This window comes from Bartonella sp. AP7XZML, from assembly GCF_042195745.1.
In the GTDB taxonomy this organism is placed as follows: domain Bacteria; phylum Pseudomonadota; class Alphaproteobacteria; order Rhizobiales; family Rhizobiaceae; genus Bartonella.
The window spans coordinates 36,236-55,529 of the sequence record NZ_JBHIOT010000059.1 but is presented as its reverse complement, the minus strand read 5'-3'; the positions used below and the strand labels follow the sequence as shown (position 1 = coordinate 55,529).

The 19,294-nt window shown below is 38.8% G+C and carries 16 protein-coding genes and 1 pseudogene; 8 read left to right on the top strand and 9 right to left on the bottom strand.

The window, feature by feature from the left end; all coding sequences use genetic code 11:
• Positions 1 to 120: 120 nt before the first annotated feature.
• Both trmD and rimM read right to left on the bottom strand, forming a co-directional pair.
• A complete protein-coding gene (gene trmD / locus ACFILT_RS04325) occupies positions 121 to 819 on the bottom strand; it encodes a tRNA (guanosine(37)-N1)-methyltransferase TrmD (protein WP_375612244.1) in 699 nt (232 codons plus the stop codon).
• A gap of 284 nt (positions 820 to 1,103) precedes the next feature.
• Positions 1,104 to 1,661 carry a ribosome maturation factor RimM gene (gene rimM / locus ACFILT_RS04320; RefSeq protein ID WP_375618306.1) on the bottom strand — a complete coding sequence of 186 codons (558 nt, stop codon included), beginning with the start codon at positions 1,659 to 1,661 and terminating at the stop codon, positions 1,104 to 1,106.
• Positions 1,662 to 1,793: 132 nt separating this feature from the next.
• Between rimM and ACFILT_RS04315 the strand changes: the two genes are divergently transcribed.
• Positions 1,794 to 2,615, top strand: coding sequence for a SapC family protein (locus ACFILT_RS04315; protein WP_375678669.1), 822 nt, complete (start codon positions 1,794 to 1,796; stop codon positions 2,613 to 2,615).
• Between the two features lie 3 nt (positions 2,616 to 2,618).
• Positions 2,619 to 3,587, top strand: a complete 969-nt coding sequence (locus ACFILT_RS04310; protein WP_375678670.1) for a tyrosine recombinase XerC — start codon at positions 2,619 to 2,621, stop codon at positions 3,585 to 3,587.
• An 18-nt stretch (positions 3,588 to 3,605) separates the two neighbouring features.
• Here the strand turns inward: ACFILT_RS04310 and ACFILT_RS04305 are convergent, their stop codons facing one another.
• Positions 3,606 to 3,878, bottom strand: coding sequence for a BolA family protein (locus tag ACFILT_RS04305; RefSeq protein ID WP_375612716.1), 273 nt, complete (start codon positions 3,876 to 3,878; stop codon positions 3,606 to 3,608).
• A gap of 123 nt (positions 3,879 to 4,001) precedes the next feature.
• On the opposite strand from ACFILT_RS04305, the gene ACFILT_RS04300 reads away from it, so the two are divergent.
• The 3 genes from ACFILT_RS04300 (at position 4,002) to cobT (ending at position 7,712) form a co-directional block, all read left to right on the top strand.
• Entirely contained in the window at positions 4,002 to 4,622 is a 621-nt protein-coding gene (locus tag ACFILT_RS04300) for a J domain-containing protein (protein ID WP_375612239.1), read from the top strand.
• Positions 4,623 to 4,824: 202 nt separating this feature from the next.
• A complete protein-coding gene (gene cobS / locus ACFILT_RS04295; RefSeq protein ID WP_375612717.1) occupies positions 4,825 to 5,805 on the top strand; it encodes a cobaltochelatase subunit CobS in 981 nt (326 codons plus the stop codon).
• A 14-nt stretch (positions 5,806 to 5,819) separates the two neighbouring features.
• Positions 5,820 to 7,712 (top strand): cobaltochelatase subunit CobT, encoded by a 1,893-nt coding sequence (gene cobT, locus ACFILT_RS04290; RefSeq protein ID WP_375678671.1) that lies wholly within the window; start codon positions 5,820 to 5,822, stop codon positions 7,710 to 7,712.
• Positions 7,713 to 7,760: 48 nt separating this feature from the next.
• On the opposite strand, the pseudogene ACFILT_RS04285 reads toward cobT, so the two are convergent.
• From ACFILT_RS04285 to rpmB, 3 genes and pseudogenes are all read right to left on the bottom strand, one after another.
• A pseudogene (locus ACFILT_RS04285) lies at positions 7,761 to 7,907 on the bottom strand (HaeIII family restriction endonuclease); the annotation flags it as partial.
• A gap of 1,186 nt (positions 7,908 to 9,093) precedes the next feature.
• Entirely contained in the window at positions 9,094 to 9,777 is a 684-nt protein-coding gene (locus tag ACFILT_RS04280) for a VUT family protein (protein ID WP_375645287.1), read from the bottom strand.
• 119 nt (positions 9,778 to 9,896) lie between these two features.
• The gene (rpmB, locus tag ACFILT_RS04275; protein WP_375612235.1) at positions 9,897 to 10,214 is read right to left on the bottom strand and encodes a 50S ribosomal protein L28; all 318 of its coding nucleotides are present in this window, start codon (positions 10,212 to 10,214) and stop codon (positions 9,897 to 9,899) included.
• Between the two features lie 296 nt (positions 10,215 to 10,510).
• On the opposite strand from rpmB, the gene ACFILT_RS04270 reads away from it, so the two are divergent.
• From ACFILT_RS04270 to ACFILT_RS04260, 3 genes are all read left to right on the top strand, one after another.
• Entirely contained in the window at positions 10,511 to 11,293 is a 783-nt protein-coding gene (locus tag ACFILT_RS04270; protein ID WP_375679651.1) for an SURF1 family protein, read from the top strand.
• A 622-nt stretch (positions 11,294 to 11,915) separates the two neighbouring features.
• A complete protein-coding gene (purH, locus tag ACFILT_RS04265; protein ID WP_375678673.1) occupies positions 11,916 to 13,535 on the top strand; it encodes a bifunctional phosphoribosylaminoimidazolecarboxamide formyltransferase/IMP cyclohydrolase in 1,620 nt (539 codons plus the stop codon).
• Between the two features lie 345 nt (positions 13,536 to 13,880).
• A complete protein-coding gene (locus tag ACFILT_RS04260; RefSeq protein ID WP_273790070.1) occupies positions 13,881 to 14,033 on the top strand; it encodes a DUF1127 domain-containing protein in 153 nt (50 codons plus the stop codon).
• 921 nt (positions 14,034 to 14,954) lie between these two features.
• Here the strand turns inward: ACFILT_RS04260 and ACFILT_RS04255 are convergent.
• The 3 genes from ACFILT_RS04255 to htpX form a co-directional block, all read right to left on the bottom strand.
• The gene (locus ACFILT_RS04255) at positions 14,955 to 16,700 is read right to left on the bottom strand and encodes a heparinase II/III family protein (RefSeq protein WP_375679650.1); all 1,746 of its coding nucleotides are present in this window, start codon (positions 16,698 to 16,700) and stop codon (positions 14,955 to 14,957) included.
• Between the two features lie 64 nt (positions 16,701 to 16,764).
• Complete coding sequence (locus tag ACFILT_RS04250) at positions 16,765 to 18,129, bottom strand: RsmB/NOP family class I SAM-dependent RNA methyltransferase (protein WP_375679649.1); 1,365 nt, start codon at positions 18,127 to 18,129, stop codon at positions 16,765 to 16,767.
• Positions 18,130 to 18,176: 47 nt separating this feature from the next.
• Positions 18,177 to 19,223, bottom strand: coding sequence for a zinc metalloprotease HtpX (htpX, locus tag ACFILT_RS04245; RefSeq protein ID WP_375678676.1), 1,047 nt, complete (start codon positions 19,221 to 19,223; stop codon positions 18,177 to 18,179).
• Between the last annotated feature and the right edge of the window lie 71 nt (positions 19,224 to 19,294).

The following is a 19,294-nucleotide window of genomic DNA, read 5'->3' as shown; positions in this document are numbered from 1 at the left end:
CTATGTCTTACACAGGAGCGAATACACCATTCCTTCATTTTAATTTTGGAACTACAGAAAACCTTTTATAAAAAACTCTCTAAAAAGAGAGCCATGCAATACACCACCTTATCATATGAATCAAGTTTTCTGATGATTTTTATTATAACGCGCATAAAGATCAGGGCGACGTTGACGTGTTAACAATTCGGCTTGGCTTTGACGCCAATCTGCGATCGCTTTGTGATGACCTGAGAGCAATACAGGCGGAATACCCCGCCCTTCGAAAAGAGAAGGGCGGGTATATTGCGGATGTTCCAGCAAGTCATTTTCAAAACTTTCACACCTTGCAGAAGCTGCATTCCCCATCACTCCAGGCAGAAGACGTATAATAGCATCTAAGATAACCAATGCGGCTGTTTCACCCCCTGAAAGAATATAATCACCAATAGAGACTTCTTCTAGTTCTCGTGCCTCTATGACTCGCTCATCAACCCCTTCAAAACGTCCACAAACTAACGTTACACCCGTATCACGAGCCAAGCTATGCGCGTAAGCTTGGTCAAAAGGACGCCCACGTGGACTCATCAACAATCTTGGCGAATCCTGTGGACAGCAATCAAGAGCCGCCGCCAATACATCCGCCCGCATTACCATACCAGCTCCCCCACCAGCAGGTTTATCATCAACGCTATGGTGTTTGTCTAAAGCAAAATCCCTAATCTGTACCGTCTCCAGTGACCAAATTCCACGCTCTAAAGCTTGCCCTGCTAAAGAATACCCTAAAAAACCAGGAAACATTTCAGGATAAAGGGTTAAAACGCGCGCCTGAAATTTCATTTTATTTCTTATCCTTATTTTCTTAAACAGACTCTTAATAGCAAAAATAGCACAAACAAGACTTTTAACGCTATAGCGTTAATCTGAGTCTTCTTGATCTGCGCCATATTTAATACGATCCTTCTAAATACTTGCACTAAAAAAGACTCTAAAAATTCAGGACTATTTCGAGATAAAGTGCTTACAATATCTGCTCAAAAGAGCATTTTTAATATTTTCACACATTCCACTTTTTATTGACGAAATTCATCTGTTGTTTTTTACCTTCATCTTTATTTTTAGATTCAAGCTATTTCCTTTTTATCATTGTCTCCCCCATCAATTAAACCAGCGGCCATGGGATCAACAACAAGAAAACCAGAATCCATACAAATTTCTGGTACCGCCGCCTTACTAAAGGGAATAAGAACTCTTTTACCTGTATTCAAACGTATTTCAAGCAAATCACCAGCCCCGAAATTAAAAAAACCACACACTTCACCTAAGATTTTCCCCCCACAATCTTGGACACACAAGCCTATTAAATCGACTTGATAAAACTCATCCTCCATCAAATCATCAATTAATTGATCACGCGTCACATAAAGGCGAATACCTTTTAAAGACTCAGCCGCATTACGATTTTCTACCCCTTTAAAACGTACAATCGCCTTATTTTTTTGTATCCGAAGAGTTACAATTTCATAAGAACGCCCCATATCATCATAAAGAGTGCTGTAAAACTTGAAACGCTGTGGCTCAGCACTTAGAATTTTAACAAAAACATCTCCTTTTATACCATGAGGCATACCAATAATGGCAAGATAGACTTTATTTTTAAGCTTTTCTTTATTATACTTCATGCAAAAATATTATCTCTCAAAAATGAACCCTTCAATCTTATAGTTTTCTATTCAATCTTGTTGCCATATGAGACAATCTTCTAAAAGACCTTTCTTGGTAACAAAAAACAAATTAATAAAGGAGAAAGTCTTATGGCAAATATTATGCTATTTTACAAAGATATCACGCCAATCAACAAAGTTTCCCATAAAAATCTAAAATTTGCTCCTCCAAGTGATATGTCTTTTGCCAAGGATACTCACTGGGTTCCTTTAGCAAGTACTGAATATTTTCAAGCAGCACTAGACTATCCTATTTTATTTATGTGCGCCGAAGATGAACAAAAAAAACGGCACTACACATCCGCAGCTCTTGTCGGTCTTTCTAATGACGAAAATGACTATATCGCTTCTGATAAAAGTTGGAAAACCAATACTTATGTTCCTGCTTTTGTCCGTCGCTATCCTTTTGTTTTGGCACAAATTAGCAATGAAAAAGAACTTTCTGTTTGCTTTGATCAACAGTCCGGTATGTTTAATGAAGTTGCAGGAACAGAACTTTTTAATTCCGACGGCTCTATTTCTCCTTTTATGGAAGAACGTATTCGTTTTCTTGAAAGTTTTAAAATCGCTATGGAGAAAACCTCTGAGTTTATTGATGCTCTTGTAGAAATGGATCTTCTAAGCCAAAAATCCATCAATGTGAAAAACGATAAAGGTCTCTCAGCGCAATTGGAACATTTTTGGGTTGTTGATGAAGAAAAATTGAATAAATTATCAGCAAGCCAACTTGCCAAACTTCATAAAAATGGCTTTTTAGGATTAATTTTTGCGCATTTGATGTCAACACACAATCTTGTGAAAATACTCTCTCTCAAAGGTGAAAAGCAACTTATCAATCGTGAAGAGCAACCCCAAAACAAGAATGGTCATTCTAACGATGAAAAAGCTAAAAAGAAAGAAACTCTCAACTAGATAATGCCTATCAAAAACGACAAGAGAAAAGATGAAAATATTCCTCTCATTCCAGCAGACCATGCAATTTTAAACGCAAGGAAAAATTGGTTAGAGTGTCTTACCCAAACACGTCGTATGTCAGCACAAACAGTGCAAGCCTATGAACGTGATACGCGGCAATTTTTGTCTTTTCTCTGTCAGCACTTAAATCATACACCAACCCTTACAGATCTTTCTCATTTACGCATCAGTGACTTGCGTGCTTATCTTGCTTATCGGCGTACAAACAATGTAAGTGCGCGCTCTTTAAGCCGAGGGGTGGCAGGCATCCGTTCTTTTTTCAAATACTTATCACGTGAAGGAATCGTTAATGTTCCGGCGGCTCAACTTATCCGAAGCCCCAAACACCCCAAATTGCTCCCAAAACCTTTAGCGATAAAATCAGCACTTCACATAGTCAAACAAGAAAATCAACTGGAAAATGAACCTTGGATTAGCGCTCGTAATGCTGCTGTCCTCATGCTTCTTTATGGCTGTGGAATGCGAATATCAGAAGCCTTAAGCCTCACACCAGAACAATTTTCTGATCCTAAAAAAACAAGTTTATTTATAACAGGAAAAGGCGGCAAAACACGCCTTGTTCCTCTCATCAAAATTGTTTACGAAGCTGTACAAAATTATCTCAAATGTTGCCCATATCCTTTATTGGATAACCAACCCATATTTCGTGGGGCGCGAGGCGGTCCCCTACAGCCCGCCATTATTCAGAAAACTGTACGCAACTTACGAGCAAGCCTTGGTTTACCAGAAACTGCAACGCCTCATACACTGCGCCATTCTTTTGCCACCCATCTTTTATCACGGGGGGGAGATTTGCGCACGATTCAAGAACTTCTTGGGCACGCTAGTCTTTCCACCACACAAATCTATACCCACGTCGATACAGACCATTTGTTAAAAATCTATCAAAAGGCCCATCCCCGTTCCTAAAAACGTCTCATCAAAAAATTAGAGTGTTTCAACCTCAAGTGCCAAAGCATGAACACAAGTAGCTAACTCTTCTTGTAAAACTTTATAAATCGCTCGATGTATTTCTACGCGTGTCATATTAGAAAAAGAAGAAGATAAAATTTTCACTCGAAAATGTGTTTCTCCTTTACCATCAAAAGCATGTTCATTATGAGGATGCCCCTCATGAAGATGACTTTCGTTAATCACTTCAAGCTTTTGCGGATGAAAAGCATCCTGAAGCTTTCTCTGAATTATTGTTTCTATAAACATTTTTCATTCCTCAAACAAAATGAACGTGCAAAAATACACCTTTTCATAATAGAATAAGTGTGAAAACAAATTTTTCAAAAGTCAATTCTTGTAAAATTAATCAATTTTGCATAAACCAATAATATGACAATAACATCTAAATTATTCGATTCAATTCGCATAAGCTCAAATAAAAAACAAAAAGCTGAGCCAGAAGCACAACAGTGTCAGTGGGAAGGTTGTGAAAAAACAGGGTCCCATAAAGCACCAGCAGGTCGAAATCACGAAGGACAATATTTATATTTTTGTATTGAACACGTACGCGCCTATAATAAAAATTTTAATTACTTCTCTGGTCTTAGCAATAAAGATATCGCAAAATTTCAAAAGGATGCTCTCACAGGACATCGTCCGACATGGCCTACAGATCTGAGCAATGGTACATCGAAAAAAACAGCCGCGAATTATGCAAAGATTCGCTCTGGCACAGCTGCCTATCAAAATCGCATGCGCGATCCCTTCACGCTTTTTACTGGGCAGCATTCAAACAATAAGTTCTCACGAAAATTAAAGCCCTTAGAAGCAAAAGCTTTTGATACACTGGGACTACAGGCAAACGCTTCAGCAGAAGACATCAAAATGAAATATAAAGAGTTGGTAAAAAAGCACCATCCTGATTCCAATGGTGGTAATCGTGCTTCAGAAGAGCGCTTTCGTGATGTTTTACATGCTTACAATTTGCTAAAAAAGTCTGGTTTGTGCTGAAAACATGCGCTTATATGAGTCTATTTTCATTTAGACCATCATTATTTGCGCAAAATGTTACTTTTTTTGCAAAACATTATAGAATACGTAAAAAAATCTTTCTTCAATATCTAAGGCTCTCATTATAGAGCATTGCATAAATACTTTAACTCTTGTATCGTTTCTAATGAATAAATAGCGTCCTCTCCCTTCCAGAAACATAATGACAAATCTTACCGTTGAAAATTTGCCCGATATTACACTTTGTGCTCGCGATCTATTTCATATTGAAACAGATCTGAAAGTCCCTGCTTTTAGCACAAAAAGTCCCCATGTTCCTGATATCGATCCTGATTATCTTTTTGATCAGCAAACAACTTTAGCGATTCTCGCAGGTTTTACCTTTAACCGCCGTGTAATGGTTTCTGGCTATCACGGTACAGGGAAATCAACGCATATTGAACAAGTTGCTGCACGTCTTAACTGGCCTTGTCTTCGCATTAATCTTGATAGTCATGTAAGTCGTATCGATCTTGTAGGAAAAGATGCTATCGTTTTAAAAGATGGTTTACAAATCACTGAATTTAAAGAGGGCATTTTGCCATGGGCTTATCAAAATAATATTGCTCTTGTTTTCGACGAATATGATGCGGGGCGTCCCGATGTTATGTTTGTTATCCAACGCGTTCTTGAAACCTCTGGAAAACTAAGCTTACTTGATCAAAGCCGTGTCATCTCTCCCCATCCAGCATTTCGTCTTTTTGCAACGGCAAACACCATTGGTCTTGGTGATACAACCGGTCTCTATCATGGTACCCAACAGATCAATCAAGCTCAAATGGACCGCTGGTCTATTGTTACGATACTCAATTATTTACCCCATGATAAAGAGGTTAATATCATTTGTTCAAAGGTCAAATCTTTTCAAACGGCTGAGGGAAAAAAGACAATTTCACAAATGGTTCATGTTGCTGATATGGTACGCCAATCTTTTATCAATGGAGATCTTTCAACTGTCATGAGTCCACGTACCGTCATTACTTGGGCAGAAAATACAACAATTTTTCAAGATGTCGGCTTTGCCTTCCGATTAACCTTTCTCAATAAATGTGATGAACTCGAACGTGCCACTGTTGCAGAATTTTATCAACGCGCCTTTGGACAAGAGCTTCCCGAATCACTCATTCATGGTGTTTCGCCTTAAGGAATCTGTCACTCATGGCTACCGATATTGGCGACAACAAAAATCCGGCAAAAGATTCTTCCAACAACACTCTTAATGCTGAAGCTTTAAAAAAAGCACTTTCCACCTGTATGCGTGCGATTGCAGGCACAAACAACCTTGAAGTTTCCTTTAGTCATAACCGACCATCTTTAAGCGAAAGTTGCGCGCGTTTACCAGAATTACCTCAATACGCAACGAATAAAGACATCACTATTACCCGCGGACTAGGTGATTCCATGGCTCTGCGCAAAGCATGGCATGACAACCGCATTCACATGCAATTTTCTCCACCAGAATCAGAAGCACGTGCTATCTTTGATGCCCTCGAACAAACACGTGTTGAAGCAATTGGTACTTTAGCCATGGAGGGACTTGCAAAAAATCTTGATGTCATGCTCGCCGATAAATACAAAAGAGCCCATTATCATAAAATTAGCAACCAAAGTGAAGCCCCCATCCAAGAAGCGATTGCACTTTTATTGCGTGAAAAAATAACAAAGCGCGCAGCTCCAAGAGAAGCGGGTTCTGTCTTAGAATTGTGGCGTAAAGAACTCGAACAAAAAGCAGCAGAACTCAATGAACTCCCACATCATATTTACAACCAACAAGCTTTTGCACAGATTGTTCGCCAAATGCTTGTTACACTCAAAATGACAGTGCAACAAGCTGAAGCTTCTAACAGTGAAAACAATAAAAAGTTAAAAAATGCGTGTGAACCTCAAGACCAAAGAGAAGAAGAGAGTAAAAACAAAAAACACGCTCAAAGTGAAGAACAAACCAGCACTGAACAAGAAAGTGATGTGCAAGATGACGGAAAAACACAAGCGACACAATCAAACAACAATGATCAAGCTGACGGCGAGCAAAAAAATGGACCTTGGCAAGAAAAGCCGAGCAAACCCAAACACCTTTTTTCTGATTCGGAACAAATGGAAAGACTTGGCAATTATAAAATCTTCACCCGTCAATTTGATGAAATTTTGGAAGCAACAGATTTTTGTTCTGAAAACGAGTTAGATCACTTACGCCGTTATCTTGATAAGCAAATCAATCATCTCCAAAACATCGTTGGACGTTTAGCAAACCGTCTCCAGCGCCGCTTGATGGCGCAACAAAATCGCAACTGGAACTTTGACCTTGAAGAAGGATATCTTGATACAACACGGCTTCCACGTCTAATTATTGACCCCATGCAACCCCTTTCTTTTAAAATGGAAAGCAACACCCAATTTCGGGACACAGTTGTTTCACTCCTCATTGATAATTCTGGCTCAATGCGCGGACGCCCCATTAGCGTTGCTGCAAGTTGTGCTGATATTTTGGCACAAACTCTTGAGCGTTGTGGTGTCAAAGTTGAAATTTTAGGTTTTACCACCAAAACTTGGAAAGGGGGCAAATCGCGCGAACAATGGCTTACCCAAAACAAACTCCATAATCCTGGACGCCTCAATGATTTATGCCATATCATCTATAAAAGTGCTGATACCCCATGGCGTCGCGCACGACGCAATTTAGGTTTAATGATGCAAGAAGGATTATTAAAAGAAAATATCGACGGAGAAGCTTTGATTTGGGCTCATCAACGCCTTTTATCACGGCGTGAACAACGTCGCATCCTCATGGTCATTTCTGATGGTGCTCCTGTTGACGATTCGACACTATCGGTCAACTCCAGCAATTATTTAGAAAAACACTTACGCGCAGTGATTCAAGAAATCCAAACACACTCCCCTATCGAACTCATTGCCATTGGAATTGGTCATGACGTCACACGTTATTATCAACGTGCTGTAACAATTATGAATGCTGAAGAACTCGCCGACGCCATAACAAAACAATTAGAAATACTTTTTAGTGATAAAAGGACTCATATTCATAAGAAATAAACCTGCCTTGAATCAGCAACGATTACATTTTAAAAATTATCTCTATCATTAAACCATCGGAATTTGATGGCTAACAACCTGAGAAGATAATCCCACAAATTGAATATCGAACTTTAAAGAAGCTTCTACTTTACTGGATGCATTATGAATTCTAAAAGAAATGCTCCAACCATCTTCAAAAATTGTAATGAGTTTGTTTTTACTTTCTGGTTATATTGCGACTGATAAAACTTTTCTTGGAATTTTTCATTTACGTCCATATCCCAGAGTGCCCTTCAAATTAAAAGACTGAATAATTACCCGTTTTTGTCTCGATCTTGTGTTATTCATTATATTTAAATACACGTATATAGAAAAATATCTCCACTAGACATAGCTCTAAAGTGCTGATCTCACAGAAAATATAATGCCTAGACTTTCACCTTCAGTAACACAAAAAGATAAAAGCTGTATTTATTATACGCAAAAGAAGAATCATCCAAAGAGGATATTTTAAACACTAAGAATTATTTTATAAAAGAATCGGCATAAATGGATTCATAGCAATTTTTCGGCAAAAATCGCTAAAGCAAGCGAAAGCCAACCTGTTCCCTAACCTTCCCAAAACAGTACTCACCACGGGTGATCTATCAACATAAGCTCCCATCTCCTAGATAAAAGAAAAAATCTTTACTCACATAAAATATAAGAAAAACACGAAAAAAAGAATATTACTTCATTCACGAAAAAGAACATACCATTATATATCTTATCCGCACTCCTACTTTAAAGAAACATTCTTCCTTGCTTCCAAGCTTATTTCACGACAGCGCCCATATATGGCATAATGCACAATCCAGAATCATCCTTTACTTTACAAGCTACAAGCCAAAAGCAAAATCCTACTTTCAAGCTTCCAATGTTTTTAAGATAAATCAATATACTTCCAGCGCCTAATATTGCACTTCTATTACATTAAAGCTCTTCATAAGAGTATTGCTTTCTCAAATGACGTTGTCCGCACGCCAATTCCTCTTATAACATAGGCAAGCAAATGATTTTTATTAACTCAATATAAGAGTATTTAAAACGCGTAAAATTTTATGATATTGGGCTCTTTCACTCAAATGAAAAATATAAGTTATCATTTTAAATCAATCTATTAATAAACATCAGTTGCAATTTCTGTCACATTGAATCATTTGTAAAAAGCATATTTATCCCCTTCTCAAACAAATGACTTTATCTTTTCCTCACAAGAGAATTTTGAAATAAAAAAGCGTTTTGTGTTGGAGTTCTTACTTAAGTTGGTAAATGATAAAGTATCCATTATAACTAACGTGTCACACCAAGCATAGCGTACAATTTTCTTGGCTTCAGGAAAACAAAAAGACAAAAATCCTTATTTGTGACAAACAAAAGAGGAATCATCTTTTGAATGACATTGATAAAGAGGAAGCTTTACGATGTTAAGAATTGTCCCATAAGGAATCAACATCAACAGACTCATAATAATTTTTACCGAAAAATCACCAAAAGCAAGCGATAGCCAAACTGGCATGCCTATCCCTCCCAAAACAGTACTCTCCACCAGTGAACTATCTGCATACCCTGTTATCTTATCAAAAACAGCAAACGAGCTAGAAAAAGCAAGAGCAAAAAACAGCACTGTATCCAAAGCTGAACCAACCAACGCTGCTGCTAAAGGTGCTTTCCACCATGTTTTACGTCGCAAAGGAGTAAAAACCACAATATCAAGGAGTTGCCCAAATAAAAATGCAAAACTAGAAGCAAGTGCAAGCCGTGGTGTCGCCAATATCCAAGAAACAAAGACACCCGTAAAAAAACCAGCATAAACCACACGCCGCGCAGCAAATGGACCATAAAAACGATTGGTCAAATCATTGATTAGAAAAGCAAATGGATAGGTAAAAGCCCCGTAAGTCAACAGCTCATTCAAATCAAACCAATAGACAGGATATTGAACTAAAATATTAGAAGCCGTGACAGCAAGGCACATTGCAAAAATAGAAAAAACAACATACCTTTTCTTTTGCTGTTCTAATAAAAGACCGCTTGAAGACATTTTTTTAACCTGGGATATGGAACCAATAAAATGAACCGATCAACCTGCAAAAAACTTAACTTCTAGAACAGAAAACCGAAATCAAAGCGTTAATAAACCAAAAAGAATGGCGCTAACAATTATGCTGCCTGTTCAGCCTTTTGCTCACCTTCTTGCTCAGCTTTTTTCTTAATGATTTGGCGTTTTAGCAAACGCGCACGTTGCGACAACTCTTTATCGTCTGCTTTAATCAAAAAACCATCAAGACCACCGCGGTGCTCAACAGAACGCAATGCATTTGCTGAAATACGCAAGCGATAACTTTGCTGTAACACCTCTGAAATCAATGTCACATTGCAAAGATTTGGTAAAAAACGACGCCGAGTCTTATTATTCGCATGGCTAACATTATTACCATACAGAACCGTCTTCCCTGTCAATTCACATGCACGAGACATAAACTTCACCCTTAAACTCTAAGAAACTTTCAAATCCCCATACCCAAAGGACACAATGAACGCAAAACACGCGCAATGCAACCTTGAACGGGCATCATTGGGAAGTTTCTTTCTAATAGGGGGTCGACAACAAAAGGTCAAGTCTTTTATAAAACCTTTTTCATCTCTTGTTGGCTCATTTTTCATCTTTTTCCTCAATAAGGCGTGCAAATTCTGCCAAAAAGCGTACAAAATGTTTCTTTTAATATATACCATGTTAGAATAAAAGCCTATTGTCCCGAAAGGAAGCACAAATCATGAGCAAAAAAGACCCCCCCATGACAAAGCTTCAGGGAAATTCTTGCCGTTTTTCTTCTTTTTTATTTGGAACTTTATGTATTTGTTTTTTTCTTCTCTTCAGTGCATTAGGTATATGGCAAGTACAACGGTTAAACTGGAAAACAAATCTTATCACCAGTGCTAATCAGCGCATTCATTTGCCCCCCATAAAAGCCCCTCCAAAAAATCAATGGTCAGATGTTACTTTTGAAAAATATGAATATCAACCTGTTATTATCACAGGAAAATTTTTAACAGATAAAAATATTTTAGTCACTGCTGCCGCTCAAAATACTACAGGCTATTGGGTTTTGACTCCCTTACAAACTGCTGATAATACACTGATCTTTATCAACCGTGGCTTTATCCCCATGGATGAACGTAATAATTTTCAAAACACAGAGAAATCGCATACAAATGCCTCATCTCAGCAAAATTCTACCACGGACACAGAACAAACAATGATTATAGGTTTATTACGCATGAGTGAAAAAAATGGATTTTTCCCGCGTAAAAATAATCCTGACAAAAATTTATGGTATACGCGCGATCTCCCCGCTATGGCACAAAAACTTGGTTTATCCACTGTTGCTCCTTATTTCATTGATGCCAGAAAAACATCTCCACAAGCAAATCTTCCCGTCGTTGGTCTTACGATTATTCATTTTCGAAATAATCATCTCGTTTATGCAATCACGTGGTTTATTTTAGCTGCTGGTGTGTTAGGAGGTTTTCTTTTTCTGCTACGGCAAAAAAACTAAAAAAATACCTCTTCCATCTCAAGTAACAAAAATTTTTAGAATCTTGAAAACTGATAAAGAGAATAAAATCTACCAACTTGCGCCTTTGTTAAATTAAAGATCATAGGCATACAATAGATCTTTATACCATCCACAAAAGATTTACGCGACACTTTTCAAAAAATCGTCATAAACGCTTTTGAAAAACATAAAGCCAAATTTAAAAATAATAGGAAAGATGAGAACTCATTTTTGCCTTTATAATTTTATATTCTTGCTTCATTAGATTATTTCCCATTTCAGAGATTACTCCAATTGATATACGCAATACTTTCGCCTTCATCTAGTATAAAAGCTAATATAGCAGAGAATATACGGAAGCATTTTTTGTTTCACAACTGCTATGAAGATGAGATGTTGAGTTATAAGCAACAAAAAAAACATTTAATGTCTCAATGAGACTTTTATACCTATCACCACACCTCAAATGAGAGTTTTTTACAGGATAATAGAAAAAGGTGAATCATCCTATATTCTAAAAAGACAGTTTATCCTTTCAGTGTATTTTGCTAAAGGCTTATGCTATAAACGTATAAGCGTGTTTTACTAGAATTTTAACTCTTTCATTTTTAAGGCTGCTGTTATGGGTGTTGTTGCCAAAAATTTTCCCATACCTGATCTTCATCGGGTTCGTCGTGTTCTCTTTTCTGTGTCTGATAAAACGGGTGTGGTTGCTTTTGCACAAGCCCTTCATGCTACTTACAATGTTGAATTAATTTCAACAGGAGGAACAGCCAAAACCCTCATAGCGGCTGGTTTACCCGTAAAAGATGTTGCTGAAGTTACCGGATTTCCTGAAATAATGGATGGGCGTGTAAAAACACTCCATCCTTTGATTCATGGTGCTTTGTTAGGGGTAAGAGAAGATCCTAACCATAGGGAAGCTATGGAAAAGAACAGCATTCATGGAATTGATCTTTTGGTGGTGAATCTTTACCCTTTTGAAGAGACGATCCTATTGGGAGCCGATGGGCAAACGATTCTTGAAAATATTGATATCGGTGGACCGGCGATGATTCGCGCCGCGGCAAAAAATTATGCTTATACCGGTGTTGTAACAGCGATAAAAGATTATGATTCGATTCTAGCTGAATTAAAGCAGCATAATGGATGTTTAAGTTTATCTATGCGTCATCAGCTAGCAATGCGCGCTTATGCACACACCGCTGCTTATGATACGGCAATAGCATCGTGGTTTGCAAGGGATTTAGAAATTGAAACTCCATCGTGGCAGAGTTTTTCCGGTCATCTTGAAAGTGTTATGCGCTATGGAGAAAATCCACATCAACAGGCAGCATTTTATCGCAATAATGAAAAACGTTTTGGTATTGCAACAGCAAAACTTTTACAAGGCAAAGCGCTTTCTTATAACAATCTGAATGATACAGATGCAGCCTTTGAACTTGTGGCAGAATTTGATCCGCAAAAAACCGCTGCTGTCGCTCTTATTAAACATGCCAATCCTTGTGGTGTTGCGGAAGGAGAAAATTTGAAAGAAGCTTATTTGAAAGCTCTTATGTGTGATAATGTATCGGCATTTGGTGGAATAGTTGCTTTAAATCAAACCCTTGATGAGGAATGTGCTGAAGAGATTGTTAAAATTTTTACAGAAGTGATTATTGCTCCTGATACCACAATGGCGGCACGTGAAATTATTGCCAAGAAAAAAAATCTTCGTTTGCTCATTACAGGTGGAGTTCCTGATCCACGCTGTGGAGGACTTCTTGCGAAAACACTTGCGGGAGGCATTTTAGTGCAATCACGTGATAACGTGGTAGTCGATGATCTTAAATTGCAAGTAGTGACAAAGCGGGCACCAACTCAAGATGAAATGCGTGATCTTCAATTTGCTTTTCGTGTAGCAAAGCACGTTAAATCAAATGCTATTGTGTACGCGAAAAATAGCGCAACAGTTGGAATTGGAGCCGGACAAATGAGCCGCATCGATTCAGCAAAAATTGCTGCAAGTAAAGCAGCAGAAAGTGCGCAAAGAGCAGGCTTAACAGAAACCCTTACAAAAGGATCTGTTGTTGCATCAGATGCATTTTTTCCTTTTGCAGATGGTTTATTAGCAGCAGCTGAAGCAGGGGCAACAGCAATTATTCAACCAGGAGGCTCCATGCGTGATGAAGAAGTTATCGCCGCTGCTGATGCACAGGGTTTAGCAATGGTTTTTACAGGAACACGTCACTTCCGCCATTAATAATTTTGCTGATTCCCTCTTCGTATGAGACAAATGTTTCAAGGAATTTTTCATAATCATCGTATAACTATTGATAACTATTGAAATGGAAGCAGTTATTCAATCCAAAGAATCTACACGTGAAGAAGTTTATCACCGCAGAAAATGCACATAATTTAGCCATTGGTTAGGGATAAGATGTTCTTGCTGATATTTTTAATGGTTACCCTTTCGCATGAGAAAAATGTTAAAGGGACATTATCTTGTATTAGATGCATACCTGCTATGATATTATAACACAACTCTTTTTAGTAATATACTCTATTCTTAAACTAAAGAGTGTAATGAAAAGTTTGAGTAGAGGATATGAATATTCTACGTTTTTATAGTAATTGGCGCCGTTATCGTCGAACCGTTAATGCGTTAAGTCGTCTTTCAACATATGAACTCAGCGATCTTGGAATTTGTCGAGGTGATATTGATTCAATTGCACGACGTTATTCGCGTAAATCTTTATGAAAGTTGTTTGAAATATTTGAGAGAATGCTTTGCTATGAAAAAGCATGCATTTTGTGGTTTGTTATTATAACTTCATTTTTAGTATAATAACAAAGAGCAGAAGAGTTGTTTTTCTCGACCATTGTAATGTATTGTTTCTCAAATTTTCAGTGCTTCTGTGATATACAACATTTGATTTATAATGATAATTTAGCGTTATTCATATTGAATTAGAACTCCGAATACCGTAAAATTCTTCCATTTCAAATCTATGTATGTTGAATCAATCAAAACCACTCGCCTGCACGTTACACATGAGGAATCCTGTGTAGATAAAAACTATTAAGAAAAGGCTAAAAATGCCTCTTATGAACCATCTCTAGTGCCAAGAGTTGTTACATTAGACACTGATAAATAGTGTGATAGTGCCGAACTGCTCCTTCATAAGCATAAAGATGGGGGGTGCTTAATGGATTTACCGTTATACCCATCACGGGCATCGTCGCAAAATAAGCTTGGAAGCGTTAAGGGATTTTTCTTTAAAATAAGTCTGTGAATATACAATACAATAGCGCTCTGTTTTTCGTGAGGAGTGTAGCCCTATTAATGCAACTCTCTCAGAGAGAAATATTGATCCCAACATCACACTTAAAAACTTATCGAAGATAAGCAACGACTTAATTTTCTCTCCATATCTTTAAAGGATCAAAATCCTTAACTAGTACTCATCTGTCAACAATGGTCTTTCAAAAACCTTTTTTTCTGAAGCCAATCCCTTTAGCATCACCTCATGAGATTCTATGAGCAAACCTTGCCTAAAAACATCCAACCCATACTCTAACAAAACTCTTCATGTATAAAATTGATATGATCTTCAAATTTTGAGAATATTACCACAATAAACAATAATGTTTTGCGACACGCAAAATAAAACGCAATATACTATGGGTTGGAACAATGTTCTAATTTTTTATCAAACGCTTTACGGATAAAACGCCAACGAACTTTTTCCTGAAATGCAGGACGAAAATATAAAACAATCTGTTGTGTCCGTTGTGGACCTGTTAATTCTGCAAAATCAATCGAATCTTCAAGACAAATATCTGCGTCAGGCGATATAAAATACCATACTTGTTCGCTCTTCACGTTCTCGTTCTTTACGGCTAAACACACACGTTTGCCATCATAGTTAACTTCAACTTGTGGATGAAGATGAAACCGAACAGCAACATAATTTTGTTCATTTTGCACACTCTTGTGTCTCTTTCTCCCTTTATTTGGCATAAAAAAGCGATCAAAACCTTCGATCGTATCTCCATTTGTCGCCAAAATAAGACCACGCTCATGAATAAGATTAAAGGGTCGCACATAACCATTATGACTCGCAATAAAACCTGTCTTCTCTGAATCCTCTATACGGCACACTTGAACATCTGTTGGTCCATCAAACAAAAATGGCGCGCCATTTTTCTTTTTATGATAAAAAGCACCCACTGAACAATCATTAAGCGTAGCTGTTGAATGAGCTGCAGTAACACGCCCTAAATGTCGATACTCTTCCCGCCCATCAGGATTAACACCGGTATTGATAATAAAACGGTGCCCTTGTGAAGACATTTCAAAAGACAAACACCCCGAACAAGCCTGCTGTGCTACAGAGCGGGGTGGAAACTTTCCTGTATCTGCAAGCACTGTTGTTTGATTGGCTTTTAAGCGCTGAAATCCTGAATAACGGGCATAACTAAAAGGATGTCCTCCTGTTTCATCAAGCTCCAAAAGTGATGATAATCGTTCCGACACAAGGGGACCAACCCCATTAAAATGGGCCAACGTTTGATCCTCATGGATAAAGAATCGTAAAGCTGGCAACATACGCTCAACAGAATCAATCAAAATACGGGGTGCTGTTTCATTGCTACGCATAAAAAGATGCCGTAACGACAATAAATCCGATAACAAATTCAGCAAAATAACAGGACTACGGGAAATATGCCCACCATCAACTAGGATTTGACGAGAAAGCTCCTCTATAAGTGTGGTTTGTACCTTTTTTTTCACTGCCGCAGAAACAGGCAAAGCAAGAGATGCGAATGTCAAAGCTACTGCTGCTTGTAAACGTTGATCATTGTGCTCCATACTACAAATTGTTACGCGCAAATAACGAAATTGCAAACCAAGTGCACGCAAAAAGCGTTTTTCAAACCGCTCACTTGCCCCTTCTAACAACATTTTCGAATGACAAATCCATGAAATCAAGCGCCGCGCCACAACAGGATCACTCCAAGCAAGCCCTTTTACCTTCTTGCCAGCATGGTCAAACCAATCTTCTAAAAGAGAGCGTGCATGTGCAGAAGCTAAATCACTTCCTGCTGCCTCCATATGGCGCAACCAATGAAAATCATGTAGAGCCGCTTCCCATTCTAGCGTTGGTGGAACCAATGAAAACGGCGAAATAGCACCAGAATGAACAATATGACCAGCAAAAGCAAAACGACCATGATAAAATTCATGCGCCATCATCGGATCAGCTACATGCAAATCCATGGGATGCGCTAAAATTTTATGAGGACGAAACCCTGAAAATCGCCAACGAAACAATGGTCCAACCCATAAACGCCGCATAACATTCTGTATCGTATCGATACAGGCTGCCACTTTTACCTGAGGAGCTTTTACCGCAACCGCCAAAATTTCATCTCCATTTATGCTGAATCAAATACAATTTCGACCATTTTTGTAAATGAAGCGTTAATTAAGCAATTTTTCGTAAGCGCGCAGCAAAAAAACCATCCATTCCTAAAAATACGGTTTTCTCAGCATCAAAATTTTTATGACAAAAATCCGCAGGCGTTGTCCGTAACATCCCCCCACAAAGCAAATGTTCCAGTGCTCCCATTTCCTCTGGATAAATAGGGTCTAAAACAATGTCATTGCGTATCGATAAAATTTTCTCAATAAGATCTTCACCTTCTTCTCTTGCCAATGAACAATTGGAAAAAACAATCCGCCCCCCTACCTTCACCAAAGAAATTGCTGCGACAAGCAAATCATATTGCAACGCCGCTAACTTGACGATATCTTCCCTCGATTTCGTCCATAAAATATCTGGATGACGACGGATTGTTCCTGTAGAAGAACAAGGAGCATCAAGAAGAACCGCATCAAAAAGCTGTGTGGGATAGAAATTTCTCACATCGCCCTGCCAAATGTGAACTGAAAAATGAAGCCGTTCCATATTTTCTTTTAAACGCTTTATGCGGTTAGCAGAAAGCTCAATTGCAGTCACCTCAGCCCCTTGCAAAGCCAATTGTGCTGTTTTTCCCCCAGGGCTCGCACAAAGATCAGCAACGCGTTTACCCTCAATACTCCCAAGTAAACAAGCAGGCAAAGCTGCTGCAAAATCTTGAACCCACCAAGACCCTTCACGATAGCCTGGTAAATCAGAAACAGAACACTCCAGACGCTTCAATCGAACAGAACCATTGGGCAATACCACACCGCCAAGCCTTTCAGCCCATCCACCACTATCAGATTTCACTGTCAAATCGAAAGGAGGTTCCACACTTTGAATTGCGATAATCTTATGTGCCTTTTCTGTTCCATAAGCTGATATTAAAAGCTGTCCAAACCACGCTGGCACACCTTCAATGGTAGGAACTTGTTGACGTAAAGGCTCTGCCTCACGTGCAACATTGCGCAAAAGAGCATTCACCACCCCTGAAAAACGGCGCATTCGAGGATCAAGTTTCGCCACACGCACAGCTAAATCAATAGCCGCATGATCGGGAATATCAAGATAAAGAATTTGTGCAACACTGATATGCAAAAGATGCTGAAGTGAAAGTGCTTGTGAAGGCAAAGGACGCGCCAAAAAGCGTGAGAGAGCCGCCATAATCTGCCCTCGATGACGCAATGAAGCTGTTAAAATAGCCCGACATAATAAACGATCTCGTTGTGAAAGCTTCAAATATTGTGGATGTCCGTGTTCATTATCCGTCAAACCAGACAGAGACGTGTACTTATCAACTACCGCCCCCAAAAGACGCACACACACCTGTCGAACAGCTAATCCTGGAACATTTTTTTCAGACACATGCCCCGCTTTTTTGTGTTTCAAACCACCACCTTTATATCACAGTTTTCTCAAGAGCTCCCTCAATAACTCTATGAACGAGATCTTTTTGAATTTTCATAACGAAGCCAAGAAGGACGTTTTGTAACGCGCTGAAAAGAACTATTTTCTTTCTCACCTAATACATGAGCCTGACCACTATGAAAATCTCCATAGTTCATCCCGCTGCTTTTTTCATGTATAGCGTCTTCTTTATTCCATCCCACACTTTTGGCAAGAGCCCCTTTCATCTCTTCTGCTTGCCGATAAAGAGCAGCGATACGATTTGCAGTTGCTGGATGTGTCGAAAAAAGACTATCCGCTCCCTCACCGCTCAAAGGATTAATAATAAACAGATGCGCGGTTGCTGGATTATGCTCTGCTTCTTCATTATATACCCCACGTCCCCCATCAGCAATCTTACGCAATGCCGAAGCCAACCATAAAGGATTACCACATATTTCAGCCCCTCTACGATCCGCAGCATATTCCCGTGTACGGCTAATCGCCATTTGCACCAGCATCGCTGCAAAAGGCGCCACGAGCAATGCAATAAATCCTCCAATTGCCCCAGCGCCATGAGAATCTTCTGAAGAATTACGCTGTCCTCCCATAAAGAAAGCAAAATTACCAAGCATTGAAATTGCCCCTGCAATCGTTGCGGTTAGAGTCATTGTTAACGTATCACGATGCTCAATATGTGCGAGCTCATGCGCCATAACGCCGGCAATTTCCTCAGCGCTTAACCGCTCTAACAACCCAGTACTTGCAGCAACAGCTGCATTTTGCGGATTACGTCCCGTTGCAAAAGCATTTGGCTGTGCATTCTCAATAACATAAATTTTTGGTTGAGGAAGAGAAGCTTTTTTAGCTAAATCGCTTACAATCTTATAATAAACTGGTGCTGAATGCTGATCAACTTCACGCGCCCCGTACATGCGTAAAACGATTTTATCTGAATTCCAATAAGAAAAAAAGTTTAAACCACTTGCCATTAAAAGAGCAATGACCATGCCACCACCCCCTCCAACAAGATAACCAACTCCCATAAAGAGAGCAGTTAAAAAAGCCAAAAGCATAGCTGTACGCATTATATTCATTACTCAAAAAACTCCATGATAAAAGTCAATCAATACTATATGATGGTGTTTTCTTTCTGCTTCTTCAATGG

Bases quoted from the DNA above. Each gene is read 5' to 3' on its own strand.
- trmD (WP_375612244.1), bottom strand. From the start codon at position 819: ATGAAATTTCAGGCGCGCGTTTTAACCCTTTATCCTGAAATGTTTCCT.
- rimM (WP_375618306.1), bottom strand. From the start codon at position 1,661: ATGAAGTATAATAAAGAAAAGCTTAAAAATAAAGTCTATCTTGCCATT.
- ACFILT_RS04315 (WP_375678669.1), top strand. From the start codon at position 1,794: ATGGCAAATATTATGCTATTTTACAAAGATATCACGCCAATCAACAAA.
- ACFILT_RS04310 (WP_375678670.1), top strand. From the start codon at position 2,619: ATGCCTATCAAAAACGACAAGAGAAAAGATGAAAATATTCCTCTCATT.
- ACFILT_RS04305 (WP_375612716.1), bottom strand. From the start codon at position 3,878: ATGTTTATAGAAACAATAATTCAGAGAAAGCTTCAGGATGCTTTTCAT.
- ACFILT_RS04300 (WP_375612239.1), top strand. From the start codon at position 4,002: ATGACAATAACATCTAAATTATTCGATTCAATTCGCATAAGCTCAAAT.
- cobS (WP_375612717.1), top strand. From the start codon at position 4,825: ATGACAAATCTTACCGTTGAAAATTTGCCCGATATTACACTTTGTGCT.
- cobT (WP_375678671.1), top strand. From the start codon at position 5,820: ATGGCTACCGATATTGGCGACAACAAAAATCCGGCAAAAGATTCTTCC.
- ACFILT_RS04280 (WP_375645287.1), bottom strand. From the start codon at position 9,777: ATGTCTTCAAGCGGTCTTTTATTAGAACAGCAAAAGAAAAGGTATGTT.
- rpmB (WP_375612235.1), bottom strand. From the start codon at position 10,214: ATGTCTCGTGCATGTGAATTGACAGGGAAGACGGTTCTGTATGGTAAT.
- ACFILT_RS04270 (WP_375679651.1), top strand. From the start codon at position 10,511: ATGAGCAAAAAAGACCCCCCCATGACAAAGCTTCAGGGAAATTCTTGC.
- purH (WP_375678673.1), top strand. From the start codon at position 11,916: ATGGGTGTTGTTGCCAAAAATTTTCCCATACCTGATCTTCATCGGGTT.
- ACFILT_RS04260 (WP_273790070.1), top strand. From the start codon at position 13,881: ATGAATATTCTACGTTTTTATAGTAATTGGCGCCGTTATCGTCGAACC.
- htpX (WP_375678676.1), bottom strand. From the start codon at position 19,223: ATGAATATAATGCGTACAGCTATGCTTTTGGCTTTTTTAACTGCTCTC.